This window comes from Pedobacter sp. NO84, assembly GCF_059703915.1.
Genome location: NZ_AP046575.1, coordinates 2,459,837 through 2,480,954, shown reverse-complemented (window position 1 = coordinate 2,480,954; position 21,118 = coordinate 2,459,837). Strand labels below are relative to the sequence as shown.

Here is a 21,118-nt window from a genome sequence, read left to right as displayed (position 1 = left end):
TTAAACTTGGTTTTTGTACTTGTTTAAATTCTCATTTAAAATCTTTATAAACTCTATATTGTTTATTTGCATTGAACTTGCAGATAGACTGAATGGTGAGCCAAAATTTCTTATGTTAAATTTCATCAGGTTTTTCTTGATATAATTATCTTCTTTTTGGACCCAATACTCCGGATTATCTACATTAATGATTACAATGTTGGTACTGCGGATTCTTATTTCGGAAAAGCCGATTATATTTTTCCATTCTATTAGTTGAGATAATGGTTTTTTGGGGTTAACATCTAAGCCATTTTTGTCAATTATAAGCATTAATGGATTTTTCAATAACTGATTGATCGAAACATACAGCCCTATTCCGAAAAAAACAGCTGCAACAGCTCCAATAGCTTTATAAAAAAGGGGACTTCTACCTCTATAACCTGTAAGATGTTCTGCCGCAATAAACATGTAAATTCCTACAAGGACAAAAAGGAGACAGCCAATTACTCGCCAAAATGATTTTTTTCTACTGGAATATATTTTTATTTGTTCCATATATATGAAGTAATCTATTACCAAATATGCGAAGAATTTTCAAAAAATACTTCGGCGCCAAAAATGAAAATGTGCTGTTATTATCCTAATTTCTCCGTCAATTATTACTATTTAATTCTGCATGAACATTCGTGGTGTTCGTTAAGGTAATTTATTCCTTCCTCGCACAGTTGATGCAGAATTGCGATGTTGATGTCGGAGAGTTTCTTTATATAGATGCAGGCTTTGCTTATTTTGAACTTGCCAAGCTGGGGCAACATTTTTTTGCTTTCTTCTGTTGGAGAAAAAACATACAGCGAAAATGCTGGTTTTCTTGGAGAGAAACCAATTAGTGGAGCATCGCCTTCATGTCCGCTCGCATACTTGTAATGGTAGCTTCCGAAACCGATAATGGTTGGTCCCCACATTTTTGCTTCAAAGCCAGACCATTCCTGCATCAGTTCTATTAAACGAAAACTGTCGGCTTTCTTTTGTTCATTGTCAACGTAAGAGTTTACAAAATCAGTTACGTCTACTTCTGTTTCAGCGGTCTTGTTTTTTGCCATATCTTTAAATTTATCTATTTATTATTACTGAATGAGGTTGGCGTTTAAAACCTCAGCCATTATTACGAAAAAGTATGTGATTTGTTGGCTTGATCACTCATTCTTGGGTTCTAATAAAACTATTTTATATCCAAATTTGATAGCTGCAAGATCATAAATTATAGGTTGCTTTAACGTCTTTTGAATAAACAATGTGTCTTGTTTTATAAATACACTATCAACAGAACCGTCATTGGCCTCAAGTATCCGTTCAACCTTATTCCGGCTTTTATCAATGATGTCAATAAATTGATGGATTGTGCTTATTTCACTTACTCTATACTTCTCAACACGTATTTCTTCGTTTTCTATGGTTGTTGTATCTAGCTTTTTATCACATGATGTAAGTATAAGAAAAGGAAGCAATGCCAAAAAGCGAATTATCTTTTTCATTGTGTTTTTTTTAAGGCTGTTGCCAGAAGTTCGTTGTATTGGGGGAGCGTTAGCCTAATCTCCATACAAATATAAGAGGTGAGATGAATTTTATCGCATCCGCAAATTACTTCATTTTGTACTATTTTAGTTAGTGGGGCCAAGTTAATTGATTAAACTTAAGTAGATTTGCCCAAACGGCATACCTTTTAGTATAGGTGCCAAATTATTAGAAAGATAAATCCATGAATATAGAAATACGCAAGCTAACTATAGCTGATTATAAAGATTTGAGAGAGTCGATGGTACAGGCTTATGACGCTAGCGGAAATGGCATTTGGAGTAAGGCAAATATCCAAAACCTATTAAATATTTTTCCAGAGGGACAGCTTTGTATCGCGGTTGATGATAAAGTAGTAGCCTGTTCACTATCGATTATTGTAGATTATGGGATTTTTGGAGACGACCATACCTACGAAGACATTACGGGTAAGTATACATTTTCTACCCATACTTCCGGTGGCGATGTGCTTTACGGGATAGAAGTTTTTGTGCATCCCGAGCATCGCGGCCTGCGTTTGGGCAGAAGGATGTACGAAGCAAGAAAGGAGTTGTGCGAGCGCCTTAATCTAAAGAGCATTATAGCCGGTGGCAGGATTCCCGGTTACCATCAACACGACGCTACCTTAACCCCTCGGCAATATATCGATAAGGTAAAGGCAAAAGAATTGTTTGATCCTACCCTGACCTTTCAGATTTCCAATGATTTCCACGTTCGTAAAATACTGAAAAATTATCTTCCCGGAGATACGGAATCAAAGGAATATGCAACATTGATTGAGTGGAACAATATCTATTATCAGAACAATGATTCGGCACGGTCTGCAAAAACTATTAGAATTGGATTGGTGCAGTGGCAAATGCGCCTGTTCCCAAACATGGATAGTTTTTATGAACAGGTAGAGTTTTTTGTGGACGCGGTGAGTGGATATAAATCAGACTTCATCATGTTCCCTGAATTCTTTAATACTCCACTGCTTCAGCCTTACAATCACCTTCCGGAGATGGAAGCAATGCGTAAGCTTGCCGAAAAAACTGAGGAAATCGTGGCTAAGATCCAGCAATATGCGGTGTCTTACAATGTGAATGTCATATCCGGCAGTATGCCGATCCTTGAAGATAACAAACTATACAACGCCTCTTATCTGTGCCACCGTAACGGGCTAACGGAAGAATATAGAAAAATACATATCACACCGAACGAGCAGAAATACTATGGTATGGTTGGCGGCGATAAAATTGGTGTGTTCGATACCGATTGCGGAAAAATTGGCATACTGATCTGCTACGACGTTGAATTTCCAGAACTGAGCAGGATCTATGCTGATCAGGGAATGCAAATTTTATTTGTGCCCTTTTTAACAGATACCCAGAACGGATATACCAGAGTAAGGCGTTGCGCCCAGGCTAGGGCCATTGAAAATGAGTGTTATGTGGCTATTGCCGGATGTGTGGGCAACCTTCCAAAGGTGAACAATATGGATATACAGTTTGCTCAATCTGCGGTATTTACTCCATCTGATTTTGCTTTCCCCACCAATGCAGTAAAGGCAGAGACCACACCAAACACCGAGATGATGCTTGTGGTTGATGTTGATCTTCACCTCTTGGATGAGCTGCACCATTTTGGAACGGTTAAGATTCTTAAAGATAGACGAAAGGATTTGTATGAAGTTAAACTGTTTGATAAGGGTTCGAAGCCAAATTAGGAAGGAAGATAGCTAAGGTTGCGCGATAGTTCTATATCACTCAGAAAGTTTATAAATATATTCTTCAATCTCTTTTTGCCTGGCATTTGCATATCCTTTATCTTTTCCTATCCTTTTGAAGCCGCATTTCTCTAAAACTTTTTGTGAGCCATAGTTGTCGAATGCTACACCCGCGAATAGTGGTCTGGTGCTTTCCGTTTTTAAAAAGTGTTGAAGTGCAGTTGTAGCAATACCCTGACCCCAGAAATCCCTGTCGATCCAGTAAGTAATCCCAGCTTCGTTGTGCAGCATAAATTTTGCTATGCTACCAGCTATTACATTGTTTACTTTTATGGTCTGCATATTTATGGTAGGATCAGCTAAATGCTTGGAATACTTTTCAAGGTAAGCAACTTTGTCTGTTGGGTCTTTAGCGGTGAACGCGGCTAAAAAATTTGCTTCTTCATTAAGCTGAAATTGAAAAAAGGGGTTTAAATCCTCTATTTCTGTTTCAGTTAATGTGATATCGCTTTTTGTCATTTTATAAATTTATTGTAAGTAGCTATCCTGTTCTCAATGCCCGCCTTCGAACCCGTCTAATATTGCCGCTTGAAGTATATCAATGTTTATATCTTTCAGTGTTTTAAACTTAATGCAATACCCGGTTACACTTGCCTTCCCGAGGGTTTCTCCATAGGTTTTGGCTAAGTATGTTTTATCTTTGAGGCCTAGGATGTAAACAGAAATTCCGGTGGTGTTTGCACTTAAGCCAATTTGATAAAACTCTTTGGTTGTTCCATCCGCATAGGTTATGGTGTAAAGTCCATATCCTATATTAGGGTTAGAAACAGTTTTGCCTTTATCGTCCTTCCCGTCTAAGAACCACAGTTTGCACGCCGGTGAAACTTGAAGCGTTAGCTGGTGCAACGTTTGCATTTCACTTCGTTTTGGTTCAGGCTGACTGGAAATATAGTCTTTGATTTGTTCTTCTATTGTGGTTAATTTTTCTTCTGCCATCGAAGTATATTTTATGGTTAAATCATTTTCATTTTATGCAGCTCTATTAACTGGGTTTTGTTTCGTAATGAAGAGCAATTACTCCACAAGAAAATGTTTTCGTTTCTATAAGTTTTAGCTTTGTTGTTTCCTTCACATCTTTAAATAGCGGGATGCCCTCTCCAAGTAACACCGGATTAACAAACAACCAAAATTCGTCAATCAAACCTTCACTTAATAAGGAGTGAGAAGCGGTAGGACTTCCAAAAATTAAAATATTTTTTCCTTTTTGATTTTTTACCTCGTTTATGTTTTCTACAAGCTGGTTGCTAATAACTCTGGTGTTGGTAAGGCCTTTTTCGCTAATTGTTTTTGACAAAACTACTTTCGAAACCTTGTTGTACCAAGCCGAGTGCTCTTTATCGTGTTTGGATGCGTTTGGTTGTTCGCCGGCATCTGGCCAATAATTTTGCATCATTTCATAAGTTACACGTCCATAAAGCGCAGCGTCGGCTTTATCGGTCATCGTTCCCACAAAATCAAATAGCTCTTCGTCTATATTTATCCAGTTCATTTCTCCCTTCAATCCAGCCACAAAACCGTCAAGTGAGGTATGCATAAAAAATATTAATTTTCTCATTGGTTAATGTTTAACTATTACGGTCTTCCAACACCTATTGCGATGGAGTTAAGATAAAATTACTAAAAAACTAGAAAGGTGGAAATGGATTTTGTGCCGATGTAAGCCCCGTGGATGATCATGAAGAAATGGTGATCTATTCAACTCTAAACATTCCGGTTAAGCTGGTCTCACTAAGTATATGTCCTTTCATCGCATCCAGCAGTTCATCTTTTGTAATGCTCTGCGTTGGAGCCAACGTCATATCCAAGGCATATAATTTGAAAATATAATGATGAGTTCCACCTGGGGGGCAAGGACCATTGTATCCCTTTTCATTCCAACTATTTAAGCCATCTATTGCGTTAATTTCTGAGGCAATTTTTTTCTCTTCAAGGCTAGTAACTGTGTTAGGTATGTTATAGATTACCCAATGTACCCAGGTTCCCATTGGTGCGTCTGGGTCATCCATAATGATGGCAAAACTTTTCGTTTTTTCTGGAAATCCGGTCCAGCTAAGCGCGGGGGATACATTAGCGCCATCGCAAGTATATTTATTAGGAATAGGCTTCCCTTCTTCGAACGCAGAGCTGATTAGTTTAAAGTTACTGGCAGTTTGCGACTTTGATGTAGCGGCCATAACAATAAAAATCAATGAGATAAAAGTTGCTTTGAACTGTTTTTTAGTGGACATGTTGTATTTACTAATAGTTAAAATTACTAATTCTGGGGAGTTAAAATAAATTTACTAAAAAACTGGAAAGGGTTATTTTAGATATTCTACTGTTTTTGCAACATCCGGTGGATTAAACGCTTATTTGTCCGGCGCACTTTTCCATTCATGTTCTACATTTGTCATGAGTAGTGCATTGTCAAAAGTTACCGAACCTTTTGGAAAAATTTCTTCATTCTCAAAGAAACTTGATTTTACCTTCAACACCTCAAGTGGTTTAACTTCCCATTGGTATGCTTTTAATCTTAGGCCATCAAATTTGTCCTTATTAGGTGAATATCCAAGATCCCCATTTTCAAAAAAGTTGGATGCATCGGATAGTGTTTCAAAAATTGATTTATCGCTAAACACGTTTGTTTCCGTGGCATTAATTCCTATTTCGGTATTGTCAGAACTTTTAAAGGCAATATCATAATTTCCATTTTCCTCTTTAACACTAAATTTTGCGTGATGATGTCTGCCAGGAAATATTCGTCCGCCAACCAGTGCATTTAGTTTTAACGAAGTGTCCCTGCGGGGAATGTAAACTCCTGATTTTATCTCCCCATTTTCGTCCCATTCTACTGCAATTCGATGTGCACCATTTTCGGAGTTTACGCCTATAAAGTCTGGCCATCCTTTTGGTTTTATTTTCTTCAGTCTGATTAGGCAGATCCCAACGATAGCTTTATCCTTATAAATTTTGGGCCTAAAAGGAAACGGTACAATTTTCTCCACCGATTTTGGGTCAGCGGTGAAGTTGATCAAAATTCTTCGGTCTATATATCCGTGGATGGTTGGGATTTTCATTGATGAATTTTATTGTTTCGGATTCCAAGACCCCAAAGCTGAGCGACTTATGTTGCCTTGGGACTCACTTCTTTAACTTTTAAAGTTGATGACAGCTCTAAAAGGAGTAAACTTTATTTTATGCCCATGTCATTGGCTAAGGCATCCATTACTTCACTGTATGATTCTTTTATTCGTTGTGTAGAGGCAATATCTGAAGGTACATCGGTGAATAGTTTTTCCCATTCTGTTTTCCATTCCTCACCAAATGAACTCTTCCGTCTATCAAAGTCGGTCAATAACTTAGCATCTACACCCCAACCTTGGTGGGATTTAAAGCAATTATCAATAAAGGCCATTGATTTTGAGAAAAATGTTTCTGAAAAAATTGCTTTTGACAAATATATTTGCTTGTCTAAAGCTCGCTTCATTTTTACAATTTCAATAGGTTCACATTTTTTCCAGTCGCCAACGTAAGTATAATAACAAAGCATCGCATTAAAGTAAGGGGCAATCTGGTCATAGATTGCAATGCGCTTTTCAATCAATTTTTGATTTCGCCATTGTTTATGCTCAAATTGTTTAAGTTTTCGATTTAAAAAAAGCCCAAATAAAATAACAATAATTGGGGTTAAACCACCAATCAACAATTTCATTACTTCCAGCGAATTCCAAGGATTTTCATCCAAGAGTGTGGTCATCATGTTTAAATTTAAAAATATTTGCGTTAATCCCGAAATCGCAGTATTAATTTTTAGAAAGTTATTAAAAATTTTATCTTTGCAAGATACTGATAGATAGAATTTTACGAAAACTTACCCGTTATTTTTTTAAATTGAACACCAATTTATACTCTGCATAATGGATTTACGATCAAATTTCACAACGGATGATTTAATTGCGGCAAGTAAAGATATGTCAATCAGTCAAATCATGGAGCTATTTCATTATAAACTGTTGCAAATTCCAGATTTCTATTTTTTGAACAATCCATACACTCAGATACCCGGATTTTTTAGAGGAAGAAATCATAATCATGAACTTGGAATGCTTGGCAAAGAATTCACTACTGAAACTGAGTTTTGGAATCCTCCGATAGATCTTGTCAAAACCATGGGAAGATGTAATAACATTGGAGAAAGTTTTTTGTATTGCTCTAATAAATTGAGTACTTCTATAATTGAGACAAGGCCTACTGTTGGCCAATATATTACAGTAGCTAATTTTTCTGGAATAACTGATGAAAAGGGCGAGTTGAATGCATTAGATATCGCTCATGTAGGCGTTGATGATTTAAAAAAGATGGCCCCATTTGACGAAAGTTTGAGCGACATTGATCTGTCAGATCAGTCAGAAGAAAGCAAAGAGTTGGATGGGGTGATCAATGAAATTTTTCAGCATAAAATAGATTTGGGATACGAACATATTTACAAGCTAAGTATTGCCCTTACACGTTTTTATTTAGATATGTTTTCTGGGGAAATGCCTTTGCATGGTATGATTTATCCCAGTGTTTTGAGGGATAAAAAAAGCTACAACATTTTACTTTGGCCTGGAGTTGCTCAAAAAAACTTTATAATAACTGACGTGATTACCTATAAGGTTTTAGACCTTCATAAAAATGCAATTGATTTAGAAATAATACGAAGAGGTGAAATATCATCTGATTTTTCGCCGGGACAATGCTTTAGAAGAATTGATTGGGATCCAAAAGAATTTCCAACAACTAAAGTTCGCATTGAAATATTTGATCACCCAACTCGAGCCGATTTTTTTACTTTGTTGCAATAGTGATAGTCTAGAATGCTTATATAAGCGGAGACATTTACCTAGTAGCTGTGGGCAATATTTGGGGAGGTAGCACAAACATTCCTAAACTAAGTTTATTGAACGTGTCGATTTATGCGATAGTTCATTCTCATACCAATTCCTAAACTAAGTTCATTGAATGTATCGATTTTGTAATAGTTCAAGAAACAAATAAATTTTTTGTTTCCACCTACGATAGAGGCCTCATATTCGATTCTGTTTTTATAAAGAGAAGCCTGAACCGTTGCAGTCGGATGAAAAGGCATATTGAGATATTTTCCCAGGCCAACAAGCAGGCCAGGTAAATTTTCAGTATTGGCCTCGTCAAGTCTGTGAAGATTTAGATGGCCATATCCTGCGATCCATTTAATATTTTTAATATTTAAGTCTGCCTCAATTGAATTAGATCTCGTGTTCAGCATGTTTTTTGAAGACACTTGCTTATTGTTCCAAATGAAGTCGATATTAAGATCACAATTTGAAATGAAATGGCTTAATTCTACAGTAGTATGCTGAAAGTTGTTTTTTTGACCGTTGGTTTGATAACTATATGAGGCTTTAATAACTCCTCCAAAAAACACGTATGGAGAACTGATATCAAGTTGACCACCAAAGGGATTTGCAATAAGACCACTTTTTGCGTAGATATTTAATTCTTGGGCGTCGAAGAAATCTATGTTGCAGTCTTCTTTCATTGCGATGGAAAGATGTTCTTGTCCATTTAATTTATATTCCTGCGTTCTCATGCCAATGCCTGAGAATATTAACGTAGAATTGGGGTTAATCAGCTTTAGGGTAAAAAGGCCGTCCGCATTTGTTGTGGTTTTATTTGCTGTTCCCTTTTCTAAAATCCATATTCCGGGTATCGGTAAATTGTCAGATTTTAGAACAACAGTTCCATCAATAGTTGTTTGGCACCATGCATTAAAAAAAGAAAGGGCTAAAAATATCGTCGTAAATGTCAATTTTTTAGTAAAAATCATCTTATTTAATAACCTTCAACGAAATGTAAATATATGGATTTTTAGGTTTGGAACATGGTGGGTACGCGGCCTGCATTTACGCCCTAACGTTCCGGGGCTGGGGGACAGGGGGCTGTTAAGTTAAATTTGGTATACTACATAAAAGGTTAAAATTGCCTTAACAACTATTGGGATTCAACCAATTTTTACCGCCTAGCTTTCGGTTTTCAGCTCTGGTTCCAATCTTTTTTCGTGCCAGCTACAGGTCGATGTCTTCAAAAATTAATTTATTAGTTTTTTATCGATTTCTATTTTTCTCCAAATTGGTGCGTATCCTTTTCCTTTCGGTTCGAAAAGTTCTCTAATGAACTGGTCCTCTGTTTCATAATTTTTTATCCTTTTGGGGCCGATATAATAATTTTCGTCGTCGTTTACATAGCTTTCTGATTGATCGCCCTTTAAGAAATTAGAAGAATTTTTTATTTCATTTATAATTCTTTGTTTATCCTCTTCGCTAATGCTTAAGGTAAATGTATGATAATAATCACCAGGCGAAAATGTTGATTCGTTTTTCTCCAAATTGAAATTGTCTTTTAATTGGATGCCCTGCTCCATCAATAGTTTATGGGCATCTGATTTAGAGAAAAGGTCATCTTCAACGAATGCATAAGTAATCATTCCAGAAATGGATAGTGTTAAAAATATAGCGATATATTTTCCAGTTTTTGGATAACCCAGTGTCTTTAAGAGCCAATACGAAGAGTAGATAATGCCTAGTGTAAAGAAAATGAGTATTAATCCGATTGCAATCATTATTACGTTTGTGTTTTAAGTATTTTTTCTTCGCAAAGTATGCCACCAACTTCCCAGGGCCTGGAGATCCCGAAGCCCGTCTTTTTTTAAACTCAAAGGAGCCAGGATTTTTCAGAATTACATGCGAAAAGTAAAAAGACCGACTTGTTTAGAGATCGGCCTTTTTTAATAGAGAGAATTGCGATTAAACTTTTCCAAAGCTTTGCCGATTGTTAAGGCATGTTTTATTTACTTTTGGCACCACCGTAGATATCACTAAAATTACCTTTTCTCCAAGCCCTGTTATAAAAATCGTTGTTGAGGATGAACGCTCCGGTTCTCGTATCTAAAATTATCACCCCACTCTCGGTTACGGAGGTACTGAAGCGTCCATCTCCCTCTATATTACCATTTTTAAAACTGAACGCCACCATCATTAATGCTGCGCCAAAAAATCCGATCAAAACTGATCTAATGTCTACCTGAAATTTCATATGTTTTTAGATTTAAATGTGTGTAAAGCTAAAATACAAATTTGGGCGTTAATGCAGAGTAACAATTTGAAGGTATTAGTATTACCCCTAACGCCCCGAGGCTTGCCGACGTTGGTGGGCTTGCGTTAATTTCCGAAGCAATATAACTGGTTGAAGATGTCCCAATAGCTATCGGGATCCCAGCAATTTACTGGGCAGCTTTCGGCTTGCTGCCTCAGGTTGCAAAATCTTTAGTGTTGATTGACACTGTCTTAATTTTCTATTTTCAATTCTTGGTTTTAGCTCGGTTTAGTATTGCTTCTTTTAAAACTTCTAAATTAATATCCGTTATAGATTTAAAGGTGATGCCATAACTACCAACTTTAGCTTTACCTATAGTTTTTCCATAGGTGTCTATTAAGAATTTTCTGTCATCAATGCCCATTATATGAACTGCAAGACCTGTTGGATTAGCTAATAATCCGATCCTGAAAAAATCTCTAGTGCTTCCGTCTTTATAGGTTATCGTGTAATTACCATAACCAATGGTAGGGTAAGCTACTTGTTTCCCATCTTTATTTTTACCATCAAAATACCATTGTTTACAGTTAGGCATCAATTTAAGAATGAGATTATGCAATTCTTGCATTTCACTGCGTTTTGTTTCCAGCTGGCTATTTATCAGCTCATTGATTTGTTCTTGCGTGTTCATTTTTTTTGAAGGCACCAAATGTCCAATTTATTTTTTTTCGAGCCATTCATTAAGACACATCATTTCAAATCAGCTTTATATTTAGTTTTTATCTTAATAAATTTTACCAAGGCTCAGTAATTCAATAATTTTCTTCTCATTATTATTTACTTTGCATAAAGCATAGTCGGCAAAAACGCTTTTCACAGTCAGGTCCCCCTTACTATTCTCTACGTTAGGCTCATCTATAATAAATTCATAACCTTGGTTCACCCCATCGTTTGAGCCCCTGTTTATCTTTACAAATTTCGCTTCATCACCTTTTTTGTTTTTTTCGGTGATTTCGACAATTTCGCCTTTAATTGGAAAATTCCCTATTATGAATTGATGGATAGGGTCTTTTATATAATATGATATTAGGTCTCTGTTTGCTTGGATTTTCGTGGGAAATCCCTTAGATAAAATGCTATAGTTTGAAATGGAGTAACTATTTGTATAAAGTACGCTCTTTTCTTTTGTAGTAATTAGAGAAATACTTAGAACTGCACTGGAAAAATATGTAGGTGCATCATTTCTAATCATTTCCTTATAGGCTACTTTAGCCTTCACAATTAATTCGACACTTTCATTGGCATCTGTCAATGTTGAGTTGGATAATCTGTTTGTAGCCGAAAAGACCTCAAGAGTTTTCTTTTGGAATTCTGAAATGTTGTTTAGCTCATCTTCAATTTTGATATCTGCTATTTTTATAGCATAATTTTTATTATCATAAAAAAATAGTCCTTTAAACTTGGAAAAGTCTACAGCCTCATTTACAATTGGTGGAGGGGGAGGAGGTGGTGGAGAAACTTTTACCGGGTTCTGTAATAGTTGGACACCCCTATCCGTGATAGTCTTGATATCATAATTGCTAAAAACGTATCCATTGTCTGAATCTGTAAACTTTGCAGTGCATCCAAATGTAAAAACAGATCTTGCGGGAATAAGTTTAGTTTCATAAACAAATCTTTCACCAGACGCATAGAGGTCAGGTTTTGTGTCATAATAACTGAACCGCGTACTCCAAAAACCTGTCTGTGAATTTCCCTTCAGCCAAATATCCCGAAGTACTTGTATAGTAAAATCGAAATCAATCTGATAAATGGATTGGCCGTTTACGTTAAGTAGAACTCCGTTTACTTTTTTATAACTAATATATTTATAAGGTGCGGTACTTTTGAATAAATTACTGAAATACTTTTCTAACACTACTAATGCTGAATTTTTTTTCTCTTCATCTCTGTTAATTACAACAGGAGCAGGTGTAGGCGCAGATACAGGGGAGGTATTAAATACATCATTTGTGCCATTTTGGTACTTAATCATAAAGACATTCGCTTTCAATTCCGTATAACTTGGCCCGTCGAGATTACTATATTTTTTATACTTTACTTCGTTTACAGAAACTTCGGTCACTTTTGCTTTTACCTCATCACCATTTTTTAAAACAATGATATCTTGAGCATTGGCAGAAATTGATATTAAAACTGGCAAAAGTAAAAATAGTAATGGAAGAGACTTCATAGGGCGTTAAGGTTATATTAGGTTAATTGAAGTTATGAAAATTTTAAATAACATCTTATTTTTTCCACCAATTGTTCAAATCCTTGGATATCAAAATATCATCTTTGCTTTTATAGAAAAGATGTGTCACATCCTAAATAGCTATACATTGAAAAAGTTATACGGAACCAAAATCCATTACAAAAAGCAGTACGTTCTGCTTCTTTTCGACCTCGAAAAGTCTTGCGGCTAGCGGGTTTAAATGTTTTAAAAAAACGCGAAAGTCCCAAAATCTAAAAGAGTTAGGTTCAATACCCCCTGCAAAAATCATCCAAGAATTCCAATCTACAAACTTGTACATGCGGTGCATGTGAGCCAAGAAAACTAAAACTCGTAGATGGGAACGTCGGCTTAAAGTCTCACTACATTTAGTTGTTCATCCAAGAGCTTGGGTAAAGGAAGAAAGTATTTATGATTATGTTCCACAGATTCGATTGGTTGGACACTGGTTAAGGAGCCCGCTTTTTGACGCCGGCCAATACCTGGTCATTTCAGCGAAGAAAGGAAAATTGATAATCGAAGTTGAGAAAGCCTAAATAAAAAACTGTAGCTATCCTCATTCTTTTCCTTCCCTTTTAACAATTAATACCTCCGTTTCACCCAAACTTAAGTACCCATATTCATAGCAAAAGAAATAGGTGGAGCCATTTTTAGTAAGGTAGGTATGGGTATGGTGGTCAAAGCTAAATCCTCTTCTCAGCAATTGGGCTCTTTTGATTTTTATTTTTCTTTCTCCGCTTTCTTCTTTCAAAATCTTACGGTTTTTTTTAAGAATCTGGTTGATCTTTTTCAGATAGCGCAGCTCTTTGGCGATTTTTGAATTGTTAAAATTAGCGCGACAATTATCATCGCAAAATTTTTTGTCGGCGCGACCATTTACTTGCTTTTGGCAATCTAAGCATAAACGTTCCATAGGTTTTTTTAGACTTGGTGAGAATGATTAAAGCTACACGGAATGGATTTAGATTTTGGGCCTTCAAACGGCATTTTTGTTCGTTTAAAGGTTTAATTAGTCTTATTCGTTTATACTCGGATATATATGTTTAACATCCGACTAATTTCTACCGTTCAATGCACCTTTGTTCTGTCGGCAGTCGTGGTGATTGCTGTTCGTTAAATATTTAGATACCTAATTTTTAAGATTATGGAAAATGTAGTAAACAAAGTATTATTAAGTGGTTTTGCTGGCAACGATGCGGAAGTAAAAGTGATCTCAGACAGTTTAAAATTGGCCCGTGTTAATTTAGCAGTACACGAGAGTTTCATCAACTCAGCCGGGGAGGATGTAAAAAAGACGAATTGGTTTACTTTAACCTTTTGGAATGCCAAAGCAGATATTGCTGAAACGCAGATCAAAAAAGGAACGCGGTTTTCGATCGAGGGTAAGTTACAAACCAACAACTATGAAGCGAAAGACGGTACAAAACGTTACGCTACAGAAATTGTGGTTAACGAAGTAACCATCGCGAAGAAAGAACTGGAAGCAACTGTTTAATAGTAGGAGATTATTACAAGCTATTTTTATGTGCCTAATGGTTAGTCTAACCGTTAGGTATGTAAGAATGGTTGAGCAATTTTCAGTTGACAGTTTTCGGTTTAACCGCGTCAAGAGGGTCCGTTTTTTGGGGATACAAGTGGAATCTGAGGTCTTATAGTTCCTTATATGTCTTATATAGTTAATAATTTTAGCTGTTCTAACATGTCTTATCTTCCTCGTCGGCAGGCAGGATGGTTAAAAAATCAACCACAAAGGTCGCGAAGATCGCAAAGCTTTAATTCCTCAATGCTTGAGATCTTACTTTTCTGAGGTATCTTACCTGTCTCGTCGCGAGGCATGGAGGGGTAAATGTGTTAAACGCAAAGGCCGCAAAAGATTTCTCAAAGAACGCAAAGCACCGAGGCATCTTGGTGAATGTTTAAGCGCAATTGCCGCAAAGGTAGCGAAGAACGCAAACACTAAGCTGTCCTAAGATGTCTAAGCTGCCTCGCCGCAGGCAAGGGATGGTGAAAAGCAATTTTTCTTAGGTTTCTTAGGTGGTTAAAATAACTGCAAAGGCCGTGAAGATTGCTAAGCTACGAAGCGAATGGACCTTATAGTCCTTATATCTCTTATATGTTTAATTTTAACTTTTTAAAATGTCTAACCTGCCTAACCAGCAAGCAGGGGTGATTAAAATAACCGCAAAGGTAGCAACGGCCGCAAAGACTATACGGTTAACAAACTTAGCCGTTCTCAGATGTCTAAGATGGTGAAAAAAAGAAAAGCACTAAGATGTCTAGCCTGTCCCCTCAGCAGTTAGGGATGGTGAGAATAGCCGCAAATACTATACGGTTAACAAACTTAGCTGTTCTAAGATGTCTAAGCTGGTGAAAAAAAAAGAAAAGCACTAAGATGTCTAGCCTGTCCCCTCAGCAGGTAGGGATGGTGAGAATAACCGCAAAGACTATAGGGTTAATAAACTTAGCTGTTCTAAGATGTCTAAGATGGTGAACAAAAAAGAAAAGCACTAAGATGTCTCGCCTGTCCCCTCAGCAGGTAGGGATGGTGAGAATAACCGCAAAGACTATACGGTTAACAAACTTAGCTGTTCTAAGATGTCTAAGATGGTGAAAAAAAGAAAAGCACTAAGATGTCTAGCCTGTCCCCTCAGCAGGTAGGGATGGTGAGAATAACCGCAAAGACAATACGGTTAACAAACTTAGCCGTTCAAAGATGTCTAAGATGGTGAAAAAAAGAAAAGCACTAAGATGTCTAGCCTGTCCCCTCAGCAGGTAGGGATGGTGAGAATAACCGCAAAGACTATACGGTTAACAAACTTAGCCGTCTCAGATGTCTAAGATGGTGAAAAAAAACGCAAAGCAATAGGATGGCTAACCTGTCCACCGGCAGGCAAGGATGGTGAAAAAGTAGATTGCTTCTTAGGTGTCTAAGGTGGTGAAAAATTCCCCGAAGGCCGCGAAGACCGCAAAGTTACGAAGAAAAATAGGCCTTATAATTCCTTATATGTCTTATATGTTTTAAATTTTAGCTGTTCTAAATTTCTAACCTGCTCGGCAGGTGGGACGGTTAAAAATAGTTTACTTGGGTTTTTGAGGCATCTTACCTGCCTGTCGGTAGGCAGGGGTGGTAAAACAGCTACAACCTAACACCGAAACCCACACTATAATTCCGTTTAGCCGAGGGATTATAATACCTATTGTTAGCCGCATTGAGATCATTTCCTAAACTGTAATCCTGATCAAAAAGATTGTTAACCCCAACAGAGAATTCTATGGTGGTGCTGCCAAGAGGTAGTTGTCTTAAACCCAATTTTAAATCTACCAAATGATATTTTTTTGCATAAACTGAATTTGCATCATTTAATGGAATAGCCGATGTATAATTATGCTGCGCGAATAAGAAAAGTCTGGTTTTTGAAACTAATTCTAAACTGCTCACCACAGTGTAGTTGGGCACACCGGTTAATCGGTTTCCAGAGTAATCTTGGGCAGCATTTTTAAAATCTTCAAATTTGAAGTGGTAATAGGTTAAGCTGCTGCTCACCTTTATTCCATCTAAAAGCTTTTTTTGCTGAGGTTCTAGTATCCATAATGAGGTTTGTATTTCGGTGCCCAATTGCTTAGTCCCGCCAGCATTTACAAAATACTCTGCATCGTTTGTGGTTAACCTTCTTACAATGGCATTCTTTAGATGGAAATAAAATAATCCACCATCAACAGTAAACCTATTGTTTCTTGTGCGGTAATTGAATCCGGTTTCGTAATTCCATCCAGCTTCTGCCTGAAGATCGTTATTAATGGTATTGTCCGAAGCTCGGACCTCGGCTATAGTAGGGGGAGAGTAACCTTTGCCAATTGAACCCCTGATGTTAAGCCCTTGAATAAGACGGTAGGAAGTGGCGAATTTGGGCATCAGTTGAGTCTTAAAACTTCTTTTTTGCTTATCTATCGCTATGGGAAAATAACTTTTATACCTGTATCCAAAGAAGTTTAAGCTTGTGCCTAGCTCAAGTATTAACTTACTATTTAAATCAACATTGACCTTTAGAAAAGCGAAATCCTGTTTGGCATCCAGATCATCACTTGCCAGCAATGCAGAAGGTGTTCCTTTATCGTTTCCATAATTTCGAAAAGCTGTTGAGGTGCGCGAACTTTCCATTCCCAAATTTATATTGTAACTACTAGTTGGCCCATCAGTTTTACTATAGCTGATAAAGCTTCTCACACCCATCGTGTTTTCCTTGCGCTTTTCGTAATTGGTAATGAAAGGATTTCTAAAATCGGTATGGTTTCCAAATGCAGCAAGTACAAATTGGAGATCTTGGGTTAATTCATAATTAGTTGATAATCCGCCGAAAAAGGTTTTATTATAAATCCCAGCTTGTTGTGTTATGGCACTTGGAAGCGTTGGTGTAGCGGGCCTGGCCAATTTAGGATTAGCCAAAAGTTGCGCTTCGGTTAAGCCCCCTGGGGTTAAGTAGGCCAGATCGCTATAGAAAGCGAAAGCGGTGAGGGATCCTCTTTCATTATATTGCCAGCGATGTGAGGTTTGGATATATTTTCGTTTCAACGTACTATTTTCCCGATAGCCTTCACTTTGTTGATAACCTTCGGCGATACTAAAACTATAATCTTTAACGGTTCGATTAACTTTTCCGGTTTGATGAAATAAGCCATAAGAGCCCGCGGTTAAACCTATTTCGTTTGAATTGTTCAAATAATCATTGGTGCTTACCAAAATAGCCCCACCGGTATTGGCCCCAAAGATACTTGCTTGTGGACCTTTTAAAATAAATATCGAATTGATCAATCCCGCATCGATTAGATTTAAATAGGTATTTCCACCGGCGTCGGTTAAGGGGAATTCATCGAGATATATTTTAACATTTCTGATGCCAAAAGGCGAGCGTAACAAACTTCCTCTCAACGATAATCTATAGCTGCCTGGAGAACGCTCTTCCATGCGCACTCCAGGAGCCGTATTCGCAATTCCAACAAGCGAATTTTGCTGTTGGTTTTTAATGTCGGTGGTATTAATGAGATTTTGTGCGCTGGTTGCTCGCGACAAATCCCGCGGGAAGAGAGAGTATAAGGTTACCTGAACCTCACTCAACATCTTTACCGAATCAATTTGCTTAACTTGAGGAAAAACCGCAAGCCAGCTCATTGTAAAAAGTAAAACAAGGGCTTTTTTCAAATGAAATCTATTTAGCTCCAGTTATTTTGCGGCAACACGCCAGATGATTCCGCTTACGTCATCAGCAACCAACAAACTTCCATCTTGTGCCACAGCTACGCCAACTGGCCTTCCGTACACTTTGCTTGCATCTTTATCAGCAACAAAGCCAGTTAAAAAATCTTGGGGTTGGCCATTCATCTTACCTTGTTTAAAAGGTATAAAAACTACCTTATAGCCAGATAATTCTGATCTGTTCCACGAACCGTGTTGCCCAATAAACACCCCTCCCTGATAAGTTGATGGAAATTTGTTAGCAGTGTAGAAAGCTAGACCTAAAGAGGCGGTATGTGCACCAACAGGAATATCGGGAACTATCGTATTTTTAACCAGTTCTGGATTTTGTCCTGCTAACCTCGGGTCTTCATTTTGACCAAAATAAGCATAAGGCCAGCCATAAAAGGCACCATCTTTAACACTTGTAATATAATCTGGCACAAGATCATCACCTAAACCATCGCGTTCATTCACTGCAGTCCACAAAGCATTTGTTCCTGGTGCCCATGCCATCCCAACCGGATTGCGTAACCCGCTTCCAAATATTCTTTCACCACTGCCATCCGGATTTATCTCTAAGATATTAGCCCTTCTTTTTTCATTTTCTATGCCATGTTCTGCCACATTACTTCCTGATCCAACAGTTACATAAATCTTTGTTTTGGCTTCGTTTACAATCAGGTTCCTTGTCCAATGGTTATTGTAGCCACCCGCTGGCAAGTCTAAAATTTTCTTTCCCGATCCGGTAATCTGTTTAGCTCCGTTTTGATAGGGATACATCCAAACCCCATCCGTATTAGCCACGTAAAATGAGTCATTAATAAATGCAGCGCCATAAGGTTGGTTTAATCCAGTTAAAAAAGTGCTCACGATTTCGGGTTTCCCATCTTTATCAGCATCTCTGAAAAGCATTACTGTATTTACGCTTTTTCCCTGTACTTCTGAACTTGCTTTGCCCGTAACTGCATTAACCACTTGTTCTGCTTTGGTTCGCTGCGAATTGGATAGCACCACAATCACATCACCATTTGGAGCAATCACAATATTACGCGGACTTTTCATCCCTTCTGCAAACTTGGTTACTGTAAAACCTGCGGGTGCAAGAGGCATTTGACCCTCTGGCCAAGGTATTACCTTACTAAAATTAGTTTTGCTTGCTTTTGTATCAGCTGCGGGAAGTTCGATGGTTTTACCACTGCCAGTTTTTACTTTGATTTTTGGAGCGGTCTGCTGACCGTTTGAATTGGTTTGGCAACCAAATAAGAGAGCAGAAGATAGAATTAAGCTACTAAGAAGCTGATTTTTCATAATTAAGAAGTTATGCTTTTTAAACAGCCGAAACATAGAGTTGTTTTGGAGATTAACCCTTAATGTATAATATTGCTATAAAGGATATCGTTTATAGCAATCAATGATTTAATTATATTGGTTTCTGCTAAAGTAATGGCTTTCGCTTAGCTTTAATGGATTAGGTCCGAACCATTTAATGAAATTATCCCATTTTTCTTGGTTGGAACTCCTCCATTTAATAAATTCGTTTTCATCGCCCTTCATCAAGATCCAATAGTTATACGCTTCTAGATGACCTTGTTTTTCTATTTCTTTTTGATAATCAAATAAGACATTAGAATATTTTTTTTCGAAACCTTTTTCATAGTAAAACTTAAGAAAGTTAGAACGCAGTGAATTTAAGCTGGATAAGCGTATCACCCTGTCCTCTCCTTTAGCAAGCGCTAAGTTCATGCTTGCCAGTGAAGTGGTCATTTCATAAGCCATGCCAAATGGGATGCCTTTCTTCGCCATGTTTTTAACATCATCCAAGCTCATCACGTTTTTATAGAGTGATATGTTTAAAGAGGTATCGTTCTTGAATGTTATTTGTGATTTATAGGTGTCGAAGAGCAATTTGCCTATCTCCTCTGTACGTTTAGAATTTCGTTCCAAGTTCATGAAGATTTCACCATATAGTAAACCCCAAACCTCATTTTCGGTCGCTAAAAATATTTTAGCGGCACGATAATAATTGGCTGTTGATTTTGGAGATATCTCAATTCCTTTTTCGTAATACTTAACCGCGTTGGTGAAATCTTTTTTATTGAGATTCATATTACCGAGCTCAGTGTACAAAACTCCTGATTTTGGAAACTTTGTTAATCCTAATTCATAGGTAGCAATAGCCTTTTCGCTATTTCCATCATAATCATAGGCATTTCCTAATGCCTGATAAACCTGATCATAAACATCTTTGTGGGTTAATAATTTTTCTAACACCTCAATCGCTTTTTTATATTCTTTTTTGGCATCATAAGTATACGCCAGTTCATAAGGATAATCGATATTTTCTGGATCTAATCGTTGGGCTTCTAAAATCCGCTTGAGTGCTTCGTCGTATTTGCCCTGTTCATCTTCCAGTTTAATGGCTTCTTTTAGCTTTTGTTTTGCTAATTCTTTGTTAGTTTGCGCGATGGCAAGATTTCCTGCCAATAGAAAAAGGCAGATCAGATTTAGGCTTTTAGTCATGATGATAGCGTTAAAAAAGGTATGAATTGAACATTAGGTAATAAAATCTCTTCTAAAAATTAAATCCCTAGTTAAGAGATGCACGATAAATAGGTGATTCCATAAAAGCGAGTTTAAAAATCAGCTGGATATAAGCTGAAGATTCAATTTTAGTTTTTATGATCATGACTACTCTTTAATTTTTAATCTCCAATTAAATATCGTTTCATCCTCCCCAACTTTTTCAAACTGATTTCTTATTAATACCGCAAATGAAGCAGGATTATCCTTGGCTGTTTGTGCAAAAATATATTTAACATTATCCTGGAATTTAACCCATTCTAACAAACATGCCACCGCTTCTTTCATGTAGCCCATGCCTCTAAAAGCTTCATAAGTGCCATATCCGAGTTCTATTTCTCCATTTTCATCGGGTTCGCCTACAAAACAAATGTCGCCTACCATTCGGCTTTCGGATTTCAAAATGATGGTCCACAAGGTATTATAAAGATGATTTTTTCCAGCGTCGGCAACATTTGGTAAAATCGTTCCCTCCAATGCTTCTCTTAATTCAGGAGAAATAACCTTTGAAGTAGGATTTAATTTGAGTTCAGCTTCCAACGAATCATCATTTTTGATATATTTAATCAATTGGCTGTAGGTTAAAGGCTTTAGTATTAATCGCTCGCTTTCAATCATG

23 protein-coding genes are annotated in these 21,118 nt (G+C 37.1%); 4 read left to right on the top strand and 19 right to left on the bottom strand.

Features of this window, described 5'->3' with window-relative positions:
- The 3 genes from AC6H0V_RS10745 to AC6H0V_RS10735 form a co-directional block, all read right to left on the bottom strand.
- A complete protein-coding gene (locus tag AC6H0V_RS10745) occupies positions 1-537 on the bottom strand; it encodes an STM3941 family protein (RefSeq protein WP_497560182.1) in 537 nt (178 codons plus the stop codon).
- A 107-nt stretch (positions 538-644) separates the two neighbouring features.
- Entirely contained in the window at positions 645-1,082 is a 438-nt protein-coding gene (locus AC6H0V_RS10740) for a DUF1801 domain-containing protein (protein WP_497560181.1), read from the bottom strand.
- A 93-nt stretch (positions 1,083-1,175) separates the two neighbouring features.
- A complete protein-coding gene (locus AC6H0V_RS10735; protein WP_497560180.1) occupies positions 1,176-1,514 on the bottom strand; it encodes a hypothetical protein in 339 nt (112 codons plus the stop codon).
- Positions 1,515-1,738: 224 nt separating this feature from the next.
- Here AC6H0V_RS10735 and AC6H0V_RS10730 point away from each other — a divergent pair, with 224 nt between their 5' ends.
- Entirely contained in the window at positions 1,739-3,262 is a 1,524-nt protein-coding gene (locus tag AC6H0V_RS10730) for a GNAT family N-acetyltransferase (protein ID WP_497560179.1), read from the top strand.
- Between the two features lie 36 nt (positions 3,263-3,298).
- Here AC6H0V_RS10730 and AC6H0V_RS10725 read toward each other — a convergent pair whose 3' ends face one another.
- From AC6H0V_RS10725 to AC6H0V_RS10700, 6 genes are all read right to left on the bottom strand, one after another.
- Positions 3,299-3,781 (bottom strand): GNAT family N-acetyltransferase, encoded by a 483-nt coding sequence (locus AC6H0V_RS10725; protein WP_497560178.1) that lies wholly within the window; start codon positions 3,779-3,781, stop codon positions 3,299-3,301.
- 33 nt (positions 3,782-3,814) lie between these two features.
- Entirely contained in the window at positions 3,815-4,258 is a 444-nt protein-coding gene (locus AC6H0V_RS10720; RefSeq protein ID WP_497560177.1) for a hypothetical protein, read from the bottom strand.
- A 46-nt stretch (positions 4,259-4,304) separates the two neighbouring features.
- Entirely contained in the window at positions 4,305-4,877 is a 573-nt protein-coding gene (locus tag AC6H0V_RS10715; protein WP_497560176.1) for a dihydrofolate reductase family protein, read from the bottom strand.
- 136 nt (positions 4,878-5,013) lie between these two features.
- Positions 5,014-5,550 carry a YbhB/YbcL family Raf kinase inhibitor-like protein gene (locus AC6H0V_RS10710; protein WP_497560175.1) on the bottom strand — a complete coding sequence of 179 codons (537 nt, stop codon included), beginning with the start codon at positions 5,548-5,550 and terminating at the stop codon, positions 5,014-5,016.
- A gap of 120 nt (positions 5,551-5,670) precedes the next feature.
- A complete protein-coding gene (locus tag AC6H0V_RS10705) occupies positions 5,671-6,378 on the bottom strand; it encodes a DUF2071 domain-containing protein (protein ID WP_497560174.1) in 708 nt (235 codons plus the stop codon).
- A gap of 113 nt (positions 6,379-6,491) precedes the next feature.
- Positions 6,492-7,046, bottom strand: coding sequence for a hypothetical protein (locus AC6H0V_RS10700; RefSeq protein ID WP_497560173.1), 555 nt, complete (start codon positions 7,044-7,046; stop codon positions 6,492-6,494).
- Between the two features lie 172 nt (positions 7,047-7,218).
- Between AC6H0V_RS10700 and AC6H0V_RS10695 the strand changes: the two genes are divergently transcribed.
- Complete coding sequence (locus AC6H0V_RS10695; RefSeq protein WP_497560172.1) at positions 7,219-8,148, top strand: RES domain-containing protein; 930 nt, start codon at positions 7,219-7,221, stop codon at positions 8,146-8,148.
- 92 nt (positions 8,149-8,240) lie between these two features.
- Here AC6H0V_RS10695 and AC6H0V_RS10690 read toward each other — a convergent pair whose 3' ends face one another.
- From AC6H0V_RS10690 to AC6H0V_RS10670, 5 genes are all read right to left on the bottom strand, one after another.
- Positions 8,241-9,149, bottom strand: a complete 909-nt coding sequence (locus AC6H0V_RS10690) for a carboxypeptidase-like regulatory domain-containing protein (RefSeq protein WP_497560171.1) — start codon at positions 9,147-9,149, stop codon at positions 8,241-8,243.
- A 261-nt stretch (positions 9,150-9,410) separates the two neighbouring features.
- Positions 9,411-9,941, bottom strand: a complete 531-nt coding sequence (locus AC6H0V_RS10685; protein WP_497560170.1) for a hypothetical protein — start codon at positions 9,939-9,941, stop codon at positions 9,411-9,413.
- Between the two features lie 224 nt (positions 9,942-10,165).
- Complete coding sequence (locus AC6H0V_RS10680; protein WP_497560169.1) at positions 10,166-10,414, bottom strand: hypothetical protein; 249 nt, start codon at positions 10,412-10,414, stop codon at positions 10,166-10,168.
- Between the two features lie 265 nt (positions 10,415-10,679).
- Positions 10,680-11,105, bottom strand: coding sequence for a hypothetical protein (locus AC6H0V_RS10675; protein WP_497560168.1), 426 nt, complete (start codon positions 11,103-11,105; stop codon positions 10,680-10,682).
- A gap of 93 nt (positions 11,106-11,198) precedes the next feature.
- Positions 11,199-12,647, bottom strand: coding sequence for a hypothetical protein (locus tag AC6H0V_RS10670; protein ID WP_497560167.1), 1,449 nt, complete (start codon positions 12,645-12,647; stop codon positions 11,199-11,201).
- A gap of 446 nt (positions 12,648-13,093) precedes the next feature.
- On the opposite strand from AC6H0V_RS10670, the gene AC6H0V_RS10665 reads away from it, so the two are divergent.
- Positions 13,094-13,222 carry a SymE family type I addiction module toxin gene (locus AC6H0V_RS10665; RefSeq protein WP_497563377.1) on the top strand — a complete coding sequence of 43 codons (129 nt, stop codon included), beginning with the start codon at positions 13,094-13,096 and terminating at the stop codon, positions 13,220-13,222.
- A 20-nt stretch (positions 13,223-13,242) separates the two neighbouring features.
- On the opposite strand, the gene AC6H0V_RS10660 is transcribed toward AC6H0V_RS10665, so the two are convergent.
- Positions 13,243-13,599 (bottom strand): hypothetical protein, encoded by a 357-nt coding sequence (locus AC6H0V_RS10660; protein WP_497560166.1) that lies wholly within the window; start codon positions 13,597-13,599, stop codon positions 13,243-13,245.
- Positions 13,600-13,830: 231 nt separating this feature from the next.
- On the opposite strand from AC6H0V_RS10660, the gene AC6H0V_RS10655 reads away from it, so the two are divergent.
- Positions 13,831-14,181 (top strand): single-stranded DNA-binding protein, encoded by a 351-nt coding sequence (locus tag AC6H0V_RS10655; protein WP_497560165.1) that lies wholly within the window; start codon positions 13,831-13,833, stop codon positions 14,179-14,181.
- Between the two features lie 1,641 nt (positions 14,182-15,822).
- Here AC6H0V_RS10655 and AC6H0V_RS10650 read toward each other — a convergent pair.
- The 4 genes from AC6H0V_RS10650 to AC6H0V_RS10635 form a co-directional block, all read right to left on the bottom strand.
- Complete coding sequence (locus AC6H0V_RS10650) at positions 15,823-17,883, bottom strand: TonB-dependent receptor (protein WP_497560164.1); 2,061 nt, start codon at positions 17,881-17,883, stop codon at positions 15,823-15,825.
- Positions 17,884-17,904: 21 nt separating this feature from the next.
- Positions 17,905-19,227, bottom strand: coding sequence for a PQQ-dependent sugar dehydrogenase (locus AC6H0V_RS10645; RefSeq protein WP_497560163.1), 1,323 nt, complete (start codon positions 19,225-19,227; stop codon positions 17,905-17,907).
- Between the two features lie 108 nt (positions 19,228-19,335).
- Positions 19,336-20,439: a tetratricopeptide repeat protein gene (locus AC6H0V_RS10640; RefSeq protein ID WP_497560162.1), complete on the bottom strand. Its 1,104-nt coding sequence runs from the start codon at positions 20,437-20,439 to the stop codon at positions 19,336-19,338.
- Between the two features lie 168 nt (positions 20,440-20,607).
- Complete coding sequence (locus AC6H0V_RS10635) at positions 20,608-21,117, bottom strand: GNAT family N-acetyltransferase (RefSeq protein WP_497560161.1); 510 nt, start codon at positions 21,115-21,117, stop codon at positions 20,608-20,610.
- Position 21,118 lies beyond the last annotated feature (1 nt).

Bases quoted from the DNA above. Each gene is read 5' to 3' on its own strand.
- AC6H0V_RS10745 (WP_497560182.1), bottom strand. From the start codon at position 537: ATGGAACAAATAAAAATATATTCCAGTAGAAAAAAATCATTTTGGCGA.
- AC6H0V_RS10740 (WP_497560181.1), bottom strand. From the start codon at position 1,082: ATGGCAAAAAACAAGACCGCTGAAACAGAAGTAGACGTAACTGATTTT.
- AC6H0V_RS10735 (WP_497560180.1), bottom strand. From the start codon at position 1,514: ATGAAAAAGATAATTCGCTTTTTGGCATTGCTTCCTTTTCTTATACTT.
- AC6H0V_RS10730 (WP_497560179.1), top strand. From the start codon at position 1,739: ATGAATATAGAAATACGCAAGCTAACTATAGCTGATTATAAAGATTTG.
- AC6H0V_RS10725 (WP_497560178.1), bottom strand. From the start codon at position 3,781: ATGACAAAAAGCGATATCACATTAACTGAAACAGAAATAGAGGATTTA.
- AC6H0V_RS10720 (WP_497560177.1), bottom strand. From the start codon at position 4,258: ATGGCAGAAGAAAAATTAACCACAATAGAAGAACAAATCAAAGACTAT.
- AC6H0V_RS10715 (WP_497560176.1), bottom strand. From the start codon at position 4,877: ATGAGAAAATTAATATTTTTTATGCATACCTCACTTGACGGTTTTGTG.
- AC6H0V_RS10710 (WP_497560175.1), bottom strand. From the start codon at position 5,550: ATGTCCACTAAAAAACAGTTCAAAGCAACTTTTATCTCATTGATTTTT.
- AC6H0V_RS10705 (WP_497560174.1), bottom strand. From the start codon at position 6,378: ATGAAAATCCCAACCATCCACGGATATATAGACCGAAGAATTTTGATC.
- AC6H0V_RS10695 (WP_497560172.1), top strand. From the start codon at position 7,219: ATGGATTTACGATCAAATTTCACAACGGATGATTTAATTGCGGCAAGT.
- AC6H0V_RS10690 (WP_497560171.1), bottom strand. From the start codon at position 9,149: ATGATTTTTACTAAAAAATTGACATTTACGACGATATTTTTAGCCCTT.
- AC6H0V_RS10685 (WP_497560170.1), bottom strand. From the start codon at position 9,941: ATGATTGCAATCGGATTAATACTCATTTTCTTTACACTAGGCATTATC.
- AC6H0V_RS10680 (WP_497560169.1), bottom strand. From the start codon at position 10,414: ATGAAATTTCAGGTAGACATTAGATCAGTTTTGATCGGATTTTTTGGC.
- AC6H0V_RS10675 (WP_497560168.1), bottom strand. From the start codon at position 11,105: ATGAACACGCAAGAACAAATCAATGAGCTGATAAATAGCCAGCTGGAA.
- AC6H0V_RS10670 (WP_497560167.1), bottom strand. From the start codon at position 12,647: ATGAAGTCTCTTCCATTACTATTTTTACTTTTGCCAGTTTTAATATCA.
- AC6H0V_RS10660 (WP_497560166.1), bottom strand. From the start codon at position 13,599: ATGGAACGTTTATGCTTAGATTGCCAAAAGCAAGTAAATGGTCGCGCC.
- AC6H0V_RS10655 (WP_497560165.1), top strand. From the start codon at position 13,831: ATGGAAAATGTAGTAAACAAAGTATTATTAAGTGGTTTTGCTGGCAAC.
- AC6H0V_RS10645 (WP_497560163.1), bottom strand. From the start codon at position 19,227: ATGAAAAATCAGCTTCTTAGTAGCTTAATTCTATCTTCTGCTCTCTTA.
- AC6H0V_RS10640 (WP_497560162.1), bottom strand. From the start codon at position 20,439: ATGACTAAAAGCCTAAATCTGATCTGCCTTTTTCTATTGGCAGGAAAT.
- AC6H0V_RS10635 (WP_497560161.1), bottom strand. From the start codon at position 21,117: ATGATTGAAAGCGAGCGATTAATACTAAAGCCTTTAACCTACAGCCAA.